This window comes from Aminobacter sp. J44, from assembly GCF_007829415.1.
In the GTDB taxonomy this organism is placed as follows: Bacteria; Pseudomonadota; Alphaproteobacteria; order Rhizobiales; family Rhizobiaceae; genus Aerobium.
Genome location: NZ_VLJG01000052.1, coordinates 1 through 15,350 on the forward strand (window position 1 = coordinate 1; position 15,350 = coordinate 15,350).

A 15,350-nucleotide genomic window follows, 5' to 3' on the forward strand; every position below is an offset into this window, starting at 1 on the left:
GCCTGGCGGGGGCATGAGGCCCTCTCGCCCCTTCATTATCTTCACTTCGTCAGGCACCGGCAGCGCCCCTGCGCTCGGTCATCCCGCCCCAACGAAAAACCCGCCAAAAAATCGGCGGGTTTGTCAGTGGTCTGAAGGCCGGCAGAGCCGGGCTTCTCATTCGCTATGCAGTCGCCTTCAGGCTGCGAGCGCGCCCTGCAGCGTCTGCAGCTGCGACAGCAGCTCTTCGGCTTTGGTGCGGGACTCGTCGTCCTTGGCATCCGCGACGTCTTCCTTGGCGTCCTGGATCCGGCGGGCGAGTTCCTCGCGGTCAAGGTCTGCGACTGCAACGGCGGATTCCGCCAGCAGCGTGCAGCCTTCCGGGACGATGTCGGCAAAGCCGCCGAACACGACGAAACGGGTTTCGCCGCCCGATGCCTGCTTCACGGTGACGACGCCCGGCTTGACCGTGGTCATGACCGGCGCGTGCTTGGCCATCACCGTCATCTCGCCTTCCGTCGCCGGAATGGTGACAGCTTCGACCATCTCGGAAACGAGCAGCCGCTCGGGCGAGACCAGTTCAAACTTGAAGGCTTCAGCCATGCAATCCTAGCAGCTGGCGGATGCCGTTTGGCATCCGCTGGCCACTACTCCCTTTGTTACGCCGCTTCCGCAGCCAGACGCTGTGCCTTCTCGATCGCTTCCTCGATGGTGCCGACCATGTAGAAGGCGGCTTCCGGAAGGTGGTCGTACTCGCCGTTCACCAGGCCCTTGAAGCCCTTGATGGTGTCCTGCAGGTCGACCAGCTTGCCCGGCGAACCGGTGAAGACTTCAGCGACGAAGAACGGCTGCGACAAGAAGCGCTCGATCTTGCGGGCGCGGGCAACGGTGAGCTTGTCCTCTTCGGACAGCTCGTCCATGCCCAGGATCGCGATGATGTCCTGGAGAGCCTTGTAGCGCTGCAGCGTCTGCTGAACGGCGCGAGCAACCTGGTAGTGCTCCTCGCCGACGATCTGCGGATCGAGCATACGCGACGTGGAGTCCAGCGGGTCCACAGCCGGGTAGATACCCTTTTCCGCGATCGCGCGGTTCAGCGTCGTGGTCGCGTCAAGGTGCGCGAACGACGTTGCCGGCGCCGGGTCGGTCAGGTCGTCCGCAGGGACGTAGATGGCCTGAACCGAGGTAATCGAGCCCTTCTGGGTCGTGGTGATGCGCTCCTGCAGAGCACCCATGTCGGTTGCCAGCGTCGGCTGATAACCCACGGCCGAAGGAATACGGCCGAGAAGAGCCGACACTTCCGAACCAGCCTGGGTGAAGCGGAAGATGTTGTCCACGAAGAACAGCACGTCCTGACCCTGGTCGCGGAAGTACTCTGCAACGGTCAGACCGGTCAGAGCGACGCGAGCGCGGGCCCCCGGAGGCTCGTTCATCTGGCCGTAAACGAGTGCGGCCTTGGAACCTTCACCGCCGCCCTTCTTGTTCACGCCCGATTCGATGAACTCGTGGTAGAGGTCGTTGCCCTCACGGGTACGCTCACCGACGCCAGCGAATACGGAGTAACCGCCGTGCGCCTTAGCGATGTTGTTGATGAGCTCCTGGATGAGAACCGTCTTGCCGACGCCAGCGCCGCCGAACAGGCCGATCTTACCGCCCTTGGCGTACGGAGCCAGCAGGTCGATGACCTTGATGCCGGTGACGAGGATTGCCGCCTCGGTCGACTGCTCGACATACTCCGGAGCCGGAGCGTGAATGCCACGAACTTCACTCGCCTCGATCGGGCCGCACTCGTCGATTGGCTCGCCGACGACGTTGATGATGCGGCCGAGCATCTGCGGGCCGACCGGAACCGAGATCGGACCACCCGTGTCGCGCACCGGCTGGCCGCGGACGAGACCTTCGGTCGCGTCCATAGCGATGGTGCGGACGATGTTCTCGCCGAGGTGCTGCGCGACCTCGAGGACGAGGCGGTTGCCCTGGTTGTCGGTCTCGAGCGCGTTCAGGATCGCCGGCAGCTCGCCGTCGAAGGCGACGTCGACGACAGCGCCGATGACCTGGTGGATCCTGCCGGTCGCGCCATTTGCCGCGACGCCGGCGGCTGCGCCGACCTTCGCCGAAGCCTTCTTGGCCGCGGGCGCCTTAGCGGCCTTGGCGTCAGACGCCTCGGCCGACTTTGGGGTAGCTGCTTTAGCCATTCTAAATACCCTCTTCAATCGTTCCTGTTGTCCGGCCTGCGGCGGCTTTCACCGCGCAGAACGGCACTAGAGCGCTTCCGCACCCGCGATGATTTCGATCAGTTCGGTGGTGATCTTCGCCTGACGCTGGCGGTTGTACGTGATCGACAGCTTGTTGATCATGTCGCCCGCATTGCGCGTCGCGTTGTCCATGGCCGACATCTTGGCGCCCATTTCACCGGCGGCATTTTCCAGCAGCGCGCTGAAGATCTGCACCGAAATGTTGCGCGGGATCAGATCCGACAGGATCGCGCCGGCATCCGGCTCATACTCGTAGATCGCGCAGGCACCATTCTGCTCTTCAGCAGCCGGCGCGGCGGCCGGGATGAGCTGGCGCGCAGTCGGCACCTGGCTGATCACCGACTTGAACTGCGAGTAGAACAGCGTCGCAACGTCGAACTCGCCCTTGTTGAAGAGCGAGATCACCTTGCGAGCGATCGCGTCAGCATTGGCGAAGCCGATCTGCTTGACGTCGCGCAGCTCGATGCGGTCGATGATCTTGTCGGCGAAGTCGCGACGAAGGATGTCGTAGCCCTTCTTGCCGACGGTGATGATCTTGACCGTCTTGCCCTCGGCGATAAGCCGGCGGGCATGATCGCGCGCAAAACGCGCGATCTGCGAGTTGAAACCACCGCAAAGGCCGCGTTCGGCGGTGGCGACGATCAGCAGGTGAACGTCGTCCTTGCCGGTACCGGCCATCAGCGCCGGGGCGTCAGCCGGATCAACGACCTTGCCAATATTGGCCATCACCGCAGCCATTCGCTCCGAATAGGGGCGAGCGGCTTCCGCAGCCTCCTGAGCGCGACGCAGCTTCGCCGCGGCGACCATCTGCATCGCCTTGGTGATCTTCTGCGTTGCCTTCACCGAGGCGATGCGGTTGCGAAGTTCTTTCAGTGAAGCCATTCGGCTGCCCCTGTTCCTCTACGCTTTGCCTCAGGCGAAGGACTTGGCGAACGCGTCGATCTCGGCCTTGAGCTTGGCGCGCAGATCGTCGGAAAGCGCCTTCTCCTTGCGGATGGCTTCCAGGACCGAGCCCTGCGAACGCAGGTGCGTCAGCAGACCCTGCTCGAACTTGCCGACCTGATTGATCGGAAGATTGTCGAGGTAACCCTGGGTACCGGCGAAGATGACGGCGACCTGCTCTTCCGTCTTCAGCGGCGAGAACTGCGGCTGCTTCAGGAGTTCGGTCAGGCGAGCACCGCGGTTCAGCAGGCGCTGGGTTGCAGCGTCAAGGTCCGAACCGAACTGCGCGAACGCAGCCATTTCACGGTACTGGGCGAGCTCACCCTTGATCGAGCCTGCGACCTGCTTCATCGCCTTGATCTGGGCGGCGGAGCCGACGCGCGACACCGACAGACCCACGTTCACGGCCGGGCGGATACCCTGGAAGAACAGGTTGGTCTCGAGGAAGATCTGGCCGTCGGTGATCGAGATCACGTTGGTCGGGATGTACGCCGAGACGTCGTTCGCCTGGGTTTCGATGACCGGCAGAGCGGTCATGGAGCCGGCGCCCATCTCGTCGCTCATCTTCGCAGCGCGCTCGAGCAGACGCGAGTGCAGGTAGAAGACGTCGCCCGGGTAAGCTTCACGGCCCGGCGGGCGGCGGAGCAGCAGCGACATCTGGCGGTAAGCCACAGCCTGCTTGGTCAGGTCGTCGTATGCGATCAGCGAGTGCTTGCCGTTGTCACGGAAGTATTCGCCCATCGCAGCGCCCGCGAACGGGGCGAGATACTGCAGCGGAGCCGGGTCCGAAGCGGTCGCGGCGATGACGATCGAGTACTCGAGAGCGCCACGCTCCTCGAGGACCTTCACGAACTGCGCGACGGTCGAACGCTTCTGGCCGACAGCGACGTACACACAGTAGAGCTTCTGGCTCTCGTCGTCGCCGTCGTTGAGCGGCTTCTGGTTGAGGAAGGTATCGAGAATGATCGCGGTCTTGCCGGTCTGGCGGTCGCCGATGACGAGCTCGCGCTGGCCGCGGCCAACCGGGATCAGGGCGTCGATGGCCTTGAGGCCGGTCGACATCGGCTCATGCACCGACTTGCGCGGGATGATGCCAGGAGCCTTCACATCGACGCGGCGGCGTTCCTTGGCGTTGATCGGGCCCTTGCCGTCAATCGGGTTGCCGAGCGCGTCAACGACACGGCCGAGCAGCTCCGGACCGACCGGGACGTCCACGATCGCGCCGGTACGCTTGACGGTGTCGCCTTCCTTGATGTCGCGGTCAGAACCGAAAATAACGACACCGACGTTGTCGGCTTCAAGGTTGAGCGCCATGCCGCGGATGCCGCCCGGGAACTCAACCATCTCACCGGCCTGGACATTGTCGAGGCCGTAGACGCGAGCAATACCGTCGCCGACGGACAGAACCTGGCCAACCTCGGAAACTTCGGCTTCCTTGCCGAAATTCTTAATCTGATCCTTCAGAATTGCGGAAATTTCCGCAGCGCGGATATCCATCAGCCGACCTCTTTCAGTGCGAGCTTAAGCGAAGCGAGTTTGGTTTTTAGCGATGTGTCGATCTGGCGCGAGCCCATCCTGACCACAAGACCGCCAAGAAGCGAGGGGTCCACCGTCAGCTTGATTGCGACATCCCTGCCGGCAACCTCAGACAGTGCAGCCTTCAGCTCCTTTTGCTGGGCGGCAGTCAGCTCATGCGCAGACGCCACCTCGGCAGCGACTTCGCCGCGCGCACGCGCTGCGATCTCGCGAAAGGCACGAATGATGCCCGGAATGGCGAACAGGCGGCGATTCTGCGCAACAACGCGCAGGAAATTGCCGACCAAACCGCCGATCTCGGCCTTGTCGGCAATCGCCGACACAGCCTTGAACTGGTCTTCTGCAGAAAACACGGGACTGGAGATCAGGCGCTTGAGATCATCGCTCTCTTCGATGAGAGCCTCAAAACGCGCAAGGTCCTGCTCGACCTGCGCCACCTGTCCGGCTTCTACGGCGAGGTCATGAAGCGAACCCGCATACCGCTCGGCCACCGCTGAGATCATCGAGCCTGACTTTGCCACGGACCGCCTTTTCTCTGCTCTGCGGACATAGATTCGGGAGCCTGAGTCGGTGCTCTGCCTAAATCTCTGACCGGGTTGAAATTTTCCACGGGGATTTAGGGCCAGGCCCCGTCCCCAACTGAAAGTCGAATGCCGTCTAGCACAGGCTTTCCTCGGTCGCAACACGGGGAAAACCGCTCTTTGGGGCTGATTTGTCGCAGCCGCGCAAATCAATCACGCGGCGGCGGCAAGAATCACGGCACCATGCCGAGCGCGAAGGCCAGCACGCAGGCGGCGAGAGCCAGGTCAACGACCAGCGCAACCCAATTGTAAACCGTATTTCCATTATCCGACAGCATCGAAACGATGCGGCCGAAAGCCGTCAGCGCCCAGCATACGCCGAGCGTGAGATAGATGAGCGGTTGGGCCAGCAGGATCGCGGCCAGCCCGACGCCAATATAGAAGCCGGACATGGTCGCGCGAGCTTCGGCCACCGCCTCGGGATGTTCGGACGCGGGCTGCAGCCGCAGGATTTTCAGGGTGAGCCTCGGCGCAAACAGCATGACGAGGCCATAGACGAGCGTAAATGCCGCCACGGACCAGGCCAGCCATTCGCCCTGGGTCAGCGGCCATGGAAACGCGAATTCCATCGGGTCCCTCCAAGAGATTCGCGCGCACAATAAGCGATGGCTTCGCGGCTGTCGCGAAGCCTCGCACGCCCCGCAGCAATTTGTCGGCGTCAGAGAAAACTCTGCGGATCGACGTCCACCTGCACCCTGACCGAGCCGCGCTCCTTCGGCGCATCGGCAAGCAGCTTGCGCAGATAGGACTGGATATCCGACTTGCGCTCGCCGTGGACGAGCAGCCGGAACCGGTGACGTCCCGCGATCACCGCCAGCGGTGCCTCGGCCGGGCCCAGAATCGCGATGTCCGACACCTCGGGAGCAGCCCTTCGCAGGGCGCGGGCATGCGCCTCCGCTTCAGCTCTGGTCGCGGCGCTCACCACGAGCGCCGCAAGCCGGCCGAACGGCGGCAGGTGCTCACGCTCGCGCGCGGCGATCTCCTGCTCATAGAAAGCTTTCGCATCGCCGGACACCAGCGCCCGCATCACCGGATGGTGCGGCTGGTAGGTCTGGATGAGGCCAAGGCTCCTCTTGCCGGTGCGGCCGGCACGGCCAGTCACCTGGTTGAGCAGCTGGAAGGTGCGCTCTGCCGCGCGCGGATCGCCATTAGCAAGGCCGATATCGGCATCGATCACGCCTACCAGCGTCATGTTGCGAAAATTGTGACCCTTGGCGACGAGCTGGGTGCCGACGACGATGTCGGCCTCACCATTGGCCACCGCCTCGAACTCGAGCCTGAGCCTTTTCACGCCGCCCATGTCGGAGGAAAGCACGATGGTTCGCGCGTCCGGAAAATGCCGGTCGATCTCCTCGGCGATTCGCTCAACGCCGGGACCGCAGGCAACTAGATGATCAAGCGTGCCGCAGGACGGGCACGCCTCCGGCCGGTTCTCGTTGTGACCGCACTGGTGGCAGACGAGCTTGCCACGGAACCGGTGCTCGACCAGCCAGCTAGAGCAGTCAGGACACTGGAAACGGTGACCGCACACCCGGCAGAGCGTCAGCGGGGCATAGCCGCGCCGGTTGAGGAACAGTAGGGCCTGCTCCTTGCGCTCAATAGTCCTGGCGACTTCCTCCAGCAGCGCCGGGGACAAAAAACCGCCGCGCGCGGGCGGGGATTTGCGCATATCAATGGCGCGCAGATCCGGCATTGCCGCTGAGGCAAAGCGGGTTGGCAGCACGACGCGGGAATAGCGGCCCTGCAGCGCGTTGACCTGCGTCTCGACAGAAGGCGTTGCCGAGGCCAGCACCACTGGAAATTTGCCGAGGTGGCCGCGCACAACCGCCATGTCGCGCGCGGAATAATAGACGCGGTCTTCCTGCTTGTAGGCAGGGTCATGCTCCTCGTCGACGACGATGAGGCCAAGGTCGCGAAACGGCAGGAACAGCGATGAGCGTGCACCGGCGACCACCCGCACACGACCTTCGGCCACCTGCCGCCACACCCGCTCACGGGTGCGCGGGGCAAGGTCGGAGTGCCATTCGGCGGGCCTCGCGCCAAAGCGGTCGTGGAAGCGTTCGAGGAAGGCGGCCGTCAGAGCGATTTCCGGCACGAGCACCAGCACCTGCTTGCCGCGCCGTACTGCCTCGGCGATCGCCTCGAGATAGACCTCCGTCTTGCCCGAACCTGTTACGCCGTCGAGGAGCGTGGTGGAAAATCCCGCGCCGATCTTCTCGATCAGCGAATCGGCCGCGGCCTGCTGGTCCGGCGACAGCGACGGCTGCGCGTAGTCGGGATCGGGTGCTGCGACGACCGGCGGGGCCGGAATGTCGACGGAGTCGAACAGGCCCTGTTCGGCAAGGCCGTTCACCACCGTCGGAGACACACCTGCGGCCCGTGCGATACCTGAGCGGGTCCAGGCCATGCCGTCGCGGGCAAGTTCCAGCACCCGGCGCCGTGCGTCCGTCATGCGGTCAGGCTCGCTTCCCGCCCAGCGGATACCTTCCATCGGCGGCTCGGGATCGAAGGCAGCCGGCGCACGAAGGAACATGCGAGCGACCATGCCAGGGGCGGCCAGCGTCCAGTTCGCCACCCAATCCACGAAACGCCGCGAGGCTTCATCGATCGGCGGGCAGTCAAACACCTGGCTGATCGGCCTGAGCTTCTTCGGATCAACCCGATCTGTCGGCGTGTCCCAGACAATACCGGCAACCTCGCGCGGGCCGAGTGGCACGCGAACGATCGAACCCGGCTCCACCTCCATGCCCTCCGGCACGGAGTAGGAGTAGGGCCGTTCGGCCGGCATCGGCACCATGACGGGCACGATGCGCAAGGTTTTCGAATCTTCATTCATCGGGCGTGACCTTGCCCGCTTCCTGCGCTAGAGCAAGTGGCAATCGGAACAGACAGGGCCTCCCCCCTGCCCGAGTCTCCAAGGAAGGAAGCCATGAAATTCTTTGTCGACACTGCGGATGTGAAGGAAATCCGCGAACTCAACGACCTCGGCCTGCTTGATGGCGTGACGACCAACCCGTCGCTGATCCTGAAGTCCGGCGGCAACATCCTCGAAGTCACCAAGGAAATCTGCGACATCGTCGACGGTCCGGTTTCGGCTGAAGTGGTCGCCACCGAATACTCCGAGATGATGCGCGAGGCAGACATCCTGTCGAAGATCGCCGACAATGTCTGCATCAAGCTGCCGCTGACACTTGACGGCCTGAAGGCATGCAAGGCGCTGACCTCCAGCGGCCGCATGGTCAACGTCACGCTCTGCTTCTCGGCCAACCAGGCGCTGCTTGCTGCCAAGGCTGGCGCGACCTTCATCTCGCCGTTCATCGGCCGCGTTGACGACCTGGGCCTCGACGGCATGGAGCTGATCTCCGAGATCCGCACCATCTACGACAACTACAGCTTCAACACCGAGATCCTCGCGGCCTCGATCCGCACGGTCAACCATGTGAAGCAGGCCGCGCTGATCGGTGCGGACGTCGCGACCGTTCCGCCGGCGACGCTGAAGGCGCTGGTCAAGCATCCGCTGACCGACAAGGGCCTGGAGCAGTTCCTCGCCGACTGGGCGAAGACCGGTCAGAAGATCGGCTGATACGAGTGATGGATGAGCCGGTCAGAAGCTGGCCGGCTCTCCTGGCCTGTCGCGTTCCTGAAGCTCTTCAGGAGTGGAAATGATCGCCGGGCTTTGCGTCGAGGTGGCAGCGCGCAGTTCCTGCGCGATCACGAGCCGCATCAGCTCCGCAAGCTCGCGCGCCGCGCGGTTCTGCGCATCGCGCCGCGCCCGCAACGCCGCAAATTCCTGTGCCGGAATATCGAATGCCGCCTGAACCGAGCGCACACCGCGCGAGATGACCTTGCCGGTCGCGATCTCGGTGAGCGTGTACCGGCTGCGCACCGTCATGATGCCCGATGAGGGCTCGAGCGTGCTCGCTTTGGTCTCGATGGTCGGGCCGCTCGATTCGAGCGCTGCAACGCCGAGATCGATGCGGTAGACCGGGCTGGACGGCTGGCCCTTGCCGCCGCCCAACAGGAAGATCAGGTGATTGCGGACCTCCTGCCCGACACGGTCGCGGGCGGGCGCCACATCGACCGAGGCAAGCACCGCGCTGTCAAACGCGAGCGCGCCAGCTGCCGGCGAGCGGTCGCCATAAAGCGGCTGCACCGTGCAGCCGCCCAGAGCGACGAGCGCCAGCAGGATGGCGGCAACCCCGCGCCTGCGAGATTGCCTGGCTGCCCGGTCAGATGACGACATTGACGATCCTCTGCGGTACGACGATGACCTTGCGCGGCTCCTTGCCCTCCAGCGCCGCGCGGACGACGTCGGTCGCGAGGGCCGCCGCCTGGATCTCAGATTGATCCGCGTTTCTGGAAATTGTCAAATCGCCGCGCTTCTTGCCGTTGATCTGCAGCGGGATGACGATTTCGTCGTCCACGACGAGCGACGCGTCGTAGTCCGGCCAGGCCTGATTCGCGACCAGCCCCTCGCAGCCGAGCGTTTCCCAGCACTCTTCGGCAAGGTGCGGCATCATAGGCGCAATCATCTTGACCAGCGCGACCACGGCATCACGCAGAGCCGCCTTCGTCACATCGTCCGCAGAGGCTGCCTTCTGAGCAAACGGCGAGATCGTGTTGACCAGCTCGTAGAGCTTGGCGACGGCCTTGTTGAAGCCGAGGCGCTCGATCTCCTCGCCAACCGCCTTGATCGTCTTGTGAACGGCCTTGGACAGCGCCGCGGCATCGCCCTCGCGCGCCGGGGCTTCCGCAGCACCGGCGAGCAGCGGAGCCACTTCCGAGATCAGGCGCCAGACCCGCTGGACGAAGCGGTGCGCGCCCTCGACGCCGGCCTCGGTCCAGATCACGTCGCGCTCCGGCGGCGAGTCGGACAGCATGAACCAGCGAGCGGTGTCCGCGCCGTAGCTGCCGATGATGTCATCAGGGTCAACGACGTTCTTCTTCGACTTCGACATCTTCTCGATCGAGCCGATTTCGACCGGCTCACCGGTGGCGTTGAGCTTTGCCGTGCGCTTGCCGTCAGCCTCGGTGATGGTGATTTCGGCGGGGGTGVCCCAGCCGTTCGGACCCTTGTAGGTCTCGTGCACCACCATGCCCTGCGTGAACAGGCCCTTGAACGGCTCCTCGACCACGTTGAGGTGGCCGGTCGCCTTCATCGCCCGGGCGAAGAAGCGCGAATAGAGCAGATGCAGGATCGCATGCTCGATGCCACCGATATACTGGTCGACGCCGAGCCAGCCCTTGTCGCCATCGACATATTCCAGCGTCGTCGGAGCGTTCTCGTTCCACGGATCGGTGAAGCGGGCGAAGTACCAGGACGAGTCGACGAAGGTGTCCATCGTGTCGGTATCGCGGCGCGCATCCTTGCCGCACTTCGGGCACGAGGTGTGCTTCCACGTCGGATGATGGTCGAGCGGGTTGCCCGGCTTGTCGAAGGTGACGTCGTCAGGCAACAGCACCGGCAGCTGGTCCGCCGGAACCGGCACCGCGCCGCAGTCGTCGCAGTGGATAACCGGGATCGGGCAGCCCCAGTAGCGCTGACGCGAGATCAGCCAGTCGCGCAGGCGGAACTGGACCTTGCGCTGCGCCTGCGGACGGTTGCCGAGCGTCGTGGCTTCGAGGCGGCTCGCCACCTCCTCGAACGCTTCCTTCGGCGACTTGCCGTCGAGGAAGCGCGAATTGATCATCACGCCGTCCTCCGTATAGGCCTCGTCGCCGATCTCGAAGGTTGCGGCGTCGCCGTCCTTCGGCATCACCACCGGCACGACCGGCAGGCCGTACTTGCGAGCGAAATCGAGGTCGCGCTGGTCGCCCGACGGGCAGCCGAAGATCGCGCCCGTTCCGTAGTCCATGAGCACGAAGTTGGCGACGTAGACCGGCAGCGTCCAGTTCTCGTCGAACGGGTGGACGACGCGGATGCCCGTGTCAAAACCCTGCTTCTCGGCGGTCTCGAGCTCGACGGCGGAGGTGCCACGGCGGCGGATTTCCTCGATGAAGGCGGCGAGTTCCGGGTTCGACTCCGCCGCCTTCCTGGCGAGCGGGTGGTCGCCGGCGATTGCCATGAACGAGGCGCCGAAGATCGTGTCCGGACGGGTCGTGTAGATCTCGAGCTCAGTCTCGCCCTCCGGCGCGGTTGCCGGATCGAGCTTCCAGCGGACCTGCAGGCCTTCCGACCGGCCGATCCAGTTCGACTGCATCAGCTTGACCTTCTCCGGCCAGCGGTCGAGCGTATCGAGGCCGTCGAGCAGGTCCTGCGCCATCGAGGTGATCTTGAAGAACCACTGCGTCAGGTCGCGCTGCTCGACCAGCGCGCCGGAGCGCCAGCCACGGCCGTCGATCACCTGCTCATTGGCAAGCACGGTCATGTCGACCGGGTCCCAGTTGACCTTGGCGTTGCGGCGTTCGACGAGGCCGGCCTTCCAGAAGTCGAGGAACATCTTCTGCTGGTGGCGGTAGTAGGATGGGTCGCAGGTCGCGAACTCGCGCGCCCAGTCGAGCGACAGGCCCATCGTCTTCAGCTGGCCCTTCATCGTCTCGATGTTGGCGTAGGTCCACTTGCGCGGGTTGACCTTGTTGTCGCGCGCCGCGTTCTCCGCCGGCAGGCCGAATGCGTCCCAGCCCATCGGGTGGAGGACGTTGAAGCCCTTCGCACGCTTGTAGCGCGCTACGACGTCACCCATCGTGTAGTTGCGCACATGGCCCATGTGGATGCGCCCCGACGGGTAGGGGAACATCTCCAGCACGTAATACTTCTCACGCGGGTCGTCGTTCTTGGTGGCGAATAGCTGAGCCTCGTCCCATGCCTTCTGCCATTTGGGTTCGGATGCGCGGGGGTTGTATCGTTCGGTTGCCATGACCAGAAATTCACCTAAAAGACGCCCGAAAGGGTGCCGGAAGGGTTGCAAGGTGCCGAGATGTCGAATTGCACGGCATGCCTTCACCATGGTTTCCGGGAACCGTCAACCAAATCGGGCGAAATGACGCCGAAAACAGCGGAATTTGAAGCATGAGTGATGCGGTTGAGCGGCTTGAGGCCGTGAAAAGCAGGATTGCAGAAGCCGAGCGCGAAGCAAAGCGCCCTGCCGGATCGGTGGCGCTTGTTGCGGTCTCGAAGACCTTCGACGCAGACGCGATCCGGCCTGTCCTTGAGGCCGGTCAGCGCGTCTTCGGCGAGAATCGCGTGCAGGAAGCGCAGGGCAAATGGCCCGCACTGCGCGAAGACTTTCCCGACATCGAGCTCCACCTGATCGGCCCGCTCCAGTCCAACAAGGCGAAGGAAGCCGTCGCCCTGTTCGACGTGATCGAAACCGTCGACCGCGAGAAGATCGCCGCTGAGCTCGGGAAGGAAATCGCGAAGCAGGGCAAGGCGCCAAAACTCTACGTGCAGGTGAACACCGGCCTTGAGGAGCAAAAGGCAGGCATCGACCCGCGCGAGGCGGTGGCCTTCGTCAACCGCTGCCGCGAGGTGCATGGCCTGAAGATCGAAGGGCTGATGTGCATCCCGCCGGTCGAGGAAAATCCCGGCCCGCACTTTGCGCTCCTCGAAAAGCTCGCCCGCGAGGCGGGCGTCGAGAAGCTGTCGATGGGCATGTCGGGCGACTTCGAGACCGCGGTCGCCTTCGGCGCGACCAGCGTGCGCGTGGGCTCCGCCATCTTCGGCAGTCGCTAGATCACCGGTAGAAGCGCGCGAAGCGCGGGTGTCGTGCGAGCGGGTTCGGCCGATAGGGCGGCGCAAACCTGCTGAAACGGATCTCGAGATTTTCGGCCGCCGCATCGCGGTCGATCGCCTCGCCGCGAATCGTCCGCTCGCCCGGCAGCCACATCGCGCCCATGCCGGTGCGCTCGTCGTGGTGCGGGGCGAGCAGCTTGTCGTCGATCGTCACGGTCAGCGGAATTTGCAGGCCGACGAGATCCTTCAGCCGCTGCACCATCCAGGCGAGCGGCAGGTCGGCAAGGCGGTTGTCGTCATAGCCGCCGCCGACGTCGGAATGCACCCCCGGGAACCATACCTGCTCGATCACCTGGCCGCGCGCCCGCGCCTCCTGGTCGGGATCGTCCCACAGCACCGGCGCAAAAGTCTTGCGGTTCTCGTCGATCGACAGCGCCTGCAGCCCGACATCGACTGCCTTCGACAGCTCATGGTCGTGGAACTCGTGCCGGAACGGGTTCACCGCGTCCATCACGCCGGGAAGACCCAGCGCCTTCACCGTGTCGAACACGCCGATCACTTCCGGCACACGCGCCTTGGACCCGTAGCGCCGCATGAACGCCTCGCCGGCAGCCTTGCGTTCGTGCCTGTCGCTGATCTTGTAAGCGGCGACCGCTTCCTCGGCGACCTCGCGCCTGCGCTTCGCCGCCGGGCCGCTCTCATCCTTCGGGATCGGCCGGCCGTCAATCTGCGTCGCCACCCCGCAGGTCGAAAGCACTCCGCCGAGGGAGCGAACCGTGTAGGCGCCGCGGCTGAAGCCGAACAGGCCGATCGGCATCTCCGGCTTCCAGCGCATGATCAGCGCCTCGTAGCAATCGACGATGTTGGCGGTGATCCCCCAGCCGGTCGCCTTGCTCCACAGGTTGCGGAACGTGCGCGTCCAGGCAAGGCTGCCTTCAGCCGGAGCTCCCAGCCCCGGATCGTAGAAGGCTTCGAATCCCGGCTTGTCCTCGACGGCGATGTAGAGCTGAAAAACGTTGGTGTTCTTGATGCTGGCGTCGTCGCGCACTCCGCGCTGACCGGTCCCGTCGGAAAAGATCAGGATCCAGTTCGCGTCGTTTCCCGGCATGGGCATCCCTCCAGCGCCACCCGCACCGCACGGAGACTAGCATGATTTGGCCGCTTGGTTGATTGTCGCCGGCTGCAAGGTTTCAAACTGCAGCAACGGCGATATTGTCGTGGCGCTCATTTTGGGAATAATGCCCGCCCGGCACCGCAGATCGGGAGCCGTCTTGAGGAGGAGAATTGCATGTCGAGTAGCTTGGTTCACCCTGTCCAGTCTGCGTGGAAGAAGGACGCGCTGATCGACAACGAGACCTACCTCAAATGGTATGAGGCGAGCATTACGGATCCCGACGGGTTCTGGGGCGAGCACGGCAAGCGCATCGACTGGTTCAAGCCGTATACGAAGGTCTCCAACGCCTCGTTCGAGGGCAATGTCTCGATCAAGTGGTTCGAGGACGGCGAGACCAACGTCTCCTACAACTGCATCGACCGCCATCTCGACAAGCGCGGCGATCAGGTCGCCATCATCTGGGAAGGCGACAATCCGTACGACGACAAGAAGATCACCTATCGCGAGCTTTACGAGCATGTCTGCCGGCTCGCCAACGTCCTGAAGGCGCACGGCGTCAAGAAGGGCGACCGCGTCACCATCTACATGCCGATGATCCCCGAGGCAGCCTATGCGATGCTTGCCTGCGCGCGCATCGGCGCCATCCACTCGGTCGTCTTCGGCGGCTTCTCGCCGGAAGCGCTGGCCGGCCGCATCGTCGACTGCGAGTCGACCTTTGTCATTACCGCCGACGAGGGGCTGCGCGGCGGCCGCTCCATTCCGCTCAAGGACAACACCGACAAGGCAATCGACATTGCCGCCAAAAGCCATGTCATGGTCAAGAACGTGCTCGTCGTGCGCCGCACCGGCGGCAAGGTCGGCTGGGCGAACGGCCGCGACCTCTGGTACCACGACGAAGTCCGCAAGGTGGAGCCAACCTGCGAACCCGAGAAGATGAACGCGGAGGACCCGCTCTTCATCCTCTATACGTCGGGTTCGACCGGCAAGCCGAAGGGGGTGCTTCACACCACCGGCGGCTATCTCGTCTATGCCTCGATGACGCACCAGTACGTCTTCGACTACCATGACGGCGACATCTACTGGTGCACGGCCGATGTCGGCTGGGTGACTGGCCACTCCTACATCGTCTATGGCCCGCTCGCGAATGGGGCAACGACGCTGATGTTCGAGGGCGTGCCGAACTATCCCGACGCCGGCCGCTTCTGGGATGTGGTCGACAAGCACAAGGTCAACATCTTCTACACCGCCCCGACAGCCATCCGCGCGCTGATGGG

Annotated in this window: 13 protein-coding genes; 3 read left to right on the plus strand and 10 right to left on the minus strand. The window is 64.0% G+C overall.

The annotated features are described in order from the left end of the window. Positions 1–177 precede the first annotated feature (177 nt). The 7 genes from L610_RS16030 to L610_RS16060 form a co-directional block, all read right to left on the minus strand. Positions 178–582, minus strand: coding sequence for a F0F1 ATP synthase subunit epsilon (locus tag L610_RS16030; protein WP_024849802.1), 405 nt, complete (start codon positions 580–582; stop codon positions 178–180). A gap of 56 nt (positions 583–638) precedes the next feature. Further along, a complete protein-coding gene (gene atpD, locus L610_RS16035) occupies positions 639–2,171 on the minus strand; it encodes a F0F1 ATP synthase subunit beta (RefSeq protein ID WP_144706302.1) in 1,533 nt (510 codons plus the stop codon). A gap of 66 nt (positions 2,172–2,237) precedes the next feature. Next, on the minus strand, positions 2,238–3,113 hold the full coding sequence (locus L610_RS16040; protein WP_024849804.1) for a F0F1 ATP synthase subunit gamma: 876 nt from the start codon (positions 3,111–3,113) through the stop codon (positions 2,238–2,240). Positions 3,114–3,143: 30 nt separating this feature from the next. Further along, entirely contained in the window at positions 3,144–4,670 is a 1,527-nt protein-coding gene (atpA, locus tag L610_RS16045; protein WP_024849805.1) for a F0F1 ATP synthase subunit alpha, read from the minus strand. Next, on the minus strand, positions 4,670–5,212 hold the full coding sequence (locus L610_RS16050) for a F0F1 ATP synthase subunit delta (protein ID WP_371713065.1): 543 nt from the start codon (positions 5,210–5,212) through the stop codon (positions 4,670–4,672). Before L610_RS16050 ends, atpA begins: the two co-directional genes overlap by 1 nt. Positions 5,213–5,463: 251 nt before the next feature. Further along, positions 5,464–5,859 carry a DUF4345 family protein gene (locus L610_RS16055; RefSeq protein WP_024849807.1) on the minus strand — a complete coding sequence of 132 codons (396 nt, stop codon included), beginning with the start codon at positions 5,857–5,859 and terminating at the stop codon, positions 5,464–5,466. A gap of 89 nt (positions 5,860–5,948) precedes the next feature. Continuing rightward, the gene (locus L610_RS16060; protein ID WP_144706306.1) at positions 5,949–8,126 is read right to left on the minus strand and encodes a primosomal protein N'; all 2,178 of its coding nucleotides are present in this window, start codon (positions 8,124–8,126) and stop codon (positions 5,949–5,951) included. Between the two features lie 93 nt (positions 8,127–8,219). Here L610_RS16060 and fsa point away from each other — a divergent pair, with 93 nt between their 5' ends. Beyond that, positions 8,220–8,873: a fructose-6-phosphate aldolase gene (gene fsa / locus L610_RS16065; RefSeq protein WP_024849809.1), complete on the plus strand. Its 654-nt coding sequence runs from the start codon at positions 8,220–8,222 to the stop codon at positions 8,871–8,873. A gap of 21 nt (positions 8,874–8,894) precedes the next feature. Here fsa and lptE read toward each other — a convergent pair whose 3' ends face one another. Then, complete coding sequence (lptE, locus tag L610_RS16070; protein WP_024849810.1) at positions 8,895–9,533, minus strand: LPS assembly lipoprotein LptE; 639 nt, start codon at positions 9,531–9,533, stop codon at positions 8,895–8,897. Continuing rightward, positions 9,520–12,147 (minus strand): leucine--tRNA ligase, encoded by a 2,628-nt coding sequence (gene leuS, locus L610_RS16075; protein ID WP_144706308.1) that lies wholly within the window; start codon positions 12,145–12,147, stop codon positions 9,520–9,522. The genes lptE and leuS overlap by 14 nt, the downstream gene beginning before the upstream one ends. Before the next feature lie 152 nt (positions 12,148–12,299). Here leuS and L610_RS16080 point away from each other — a divergent pair, with 152 nt between their 5' ends. Further along, positions 12,300–12,962 carry a YggS family pyridoxal phosphate-dependent enzyme gene (locus L610_RS16080; protein ID WP_024849812.1) on the plus strand — a complete coding sequence of 221 codons (663 nt, stop codon included), beginning with the start codon at positions 12,300–12,302 and terminating at the stop codon, positions 12,960–12,962. Position 12,963: 1 nt separating this feature from the next. Here the strand turns inward: L610_RS16080 and L610_RS16085 are convergent, their stop codons facing one another. Beyond that, positions 12,964–14,070 carry a DUF2235 domain-containing protein gene (locus L610_RS16085; protein WP_186441547.1) on the minus strand — a complete coding sequence of 369 codons (1,107 nt, stop codon included), beginning with the start codon at positions 14,068–14,070 and terminating at the stop codon, positions 12,964–12,966. Positions 14,071–14,250: 180 nt separating this feature from the next. On the opposite strand from L610_RS16085, the gene L610_RS16090 reads away from it, so the two are divergent. Beyond that, positions 14,251–15,350: AMP-binding protein (locus L610_RS16090; protein WP_144706312.1), on the plus strand; the 1,100-nt coding region annotated here is incomplete at its 3' end.

Bases quoted from the DNA above. Each gene is read 5' to 3' on its own strand.
- L610_RS16040 (WP_024849804.1), bottom strand. From the start codon at position 3,113: ATGGCTTCACTGAAAGAACTTCGCAACCGCATCGCCTCGGTGAAGGCA.
- L610_RS16085 (WP_186441547.1), bottom strand. From the start codon at position 14,070: ATGCCGGGAAACGACGCGAACTGGATCCTGATCTTTTCCGACGGGACC.
- L610_RS16060 (WP_144706306.1), bottom strand. From the start codon at position 8,126: ATGAATGAAGATTCGAAAACCTTGCGCATCGTGCCCGTCATGGTGCCG.
- lptE (WP_024849810.1), bottom strand. From the start codon at position 9,533: ATGTCGTCATCTGACCGGGCAGCCAGGCAATCTCGCAGGCGCGGGGTT.
- atpA (WP_024849805.1), bottom strand. From the start codon at position 4,670: ATGGATATCCGCGCTGCGGAAATTTCCGCAATTCTGAAGGATCAGATT.
- L610_RS16080 (WP_024849812.1), top strand. From the start codon at position 12,300: ATGAGTGATGCGGTTGAGCGGCTTGAGGCCGTGAAAAGCAGGATTGCA.
- atpD (WP_144706302.1), bottom strand. From the start codon at position 2,171: ATGGCTAAAGCAGCTACCCCAAAGTCGGCCGAGGCGTCTGACGCCAAG.
- L610_RS16055 (WP_024849807.1), bottom strand. From the start codon at position 5,859: ATGGAATTCGCGTTTCCATGGCCGCTGACCCAGGGCGAATGGCTGGCC.
- L610_RS16030 (WP_024849802.1), bottom strand. From the start codon at position 582: ATGGCTGAAGCCTTCAAGTTTGAACTGGTCTCGCCCGAGCGGCTGCTC.
- L610_RS16050 (WP_371713065.1), bottom strand. From the start codon at position 5,212: ATGATCTCAGCGGTGGCCGAGCGGTATGCGGGTTCGCTTCATGACCTC.
- fsa (WP_024849809.1), top strand. From the start codon at position 8,220: ATGAAATTCTTTGTCGACACTGCGGATGTGAAGGAAATCCGCGAACTC.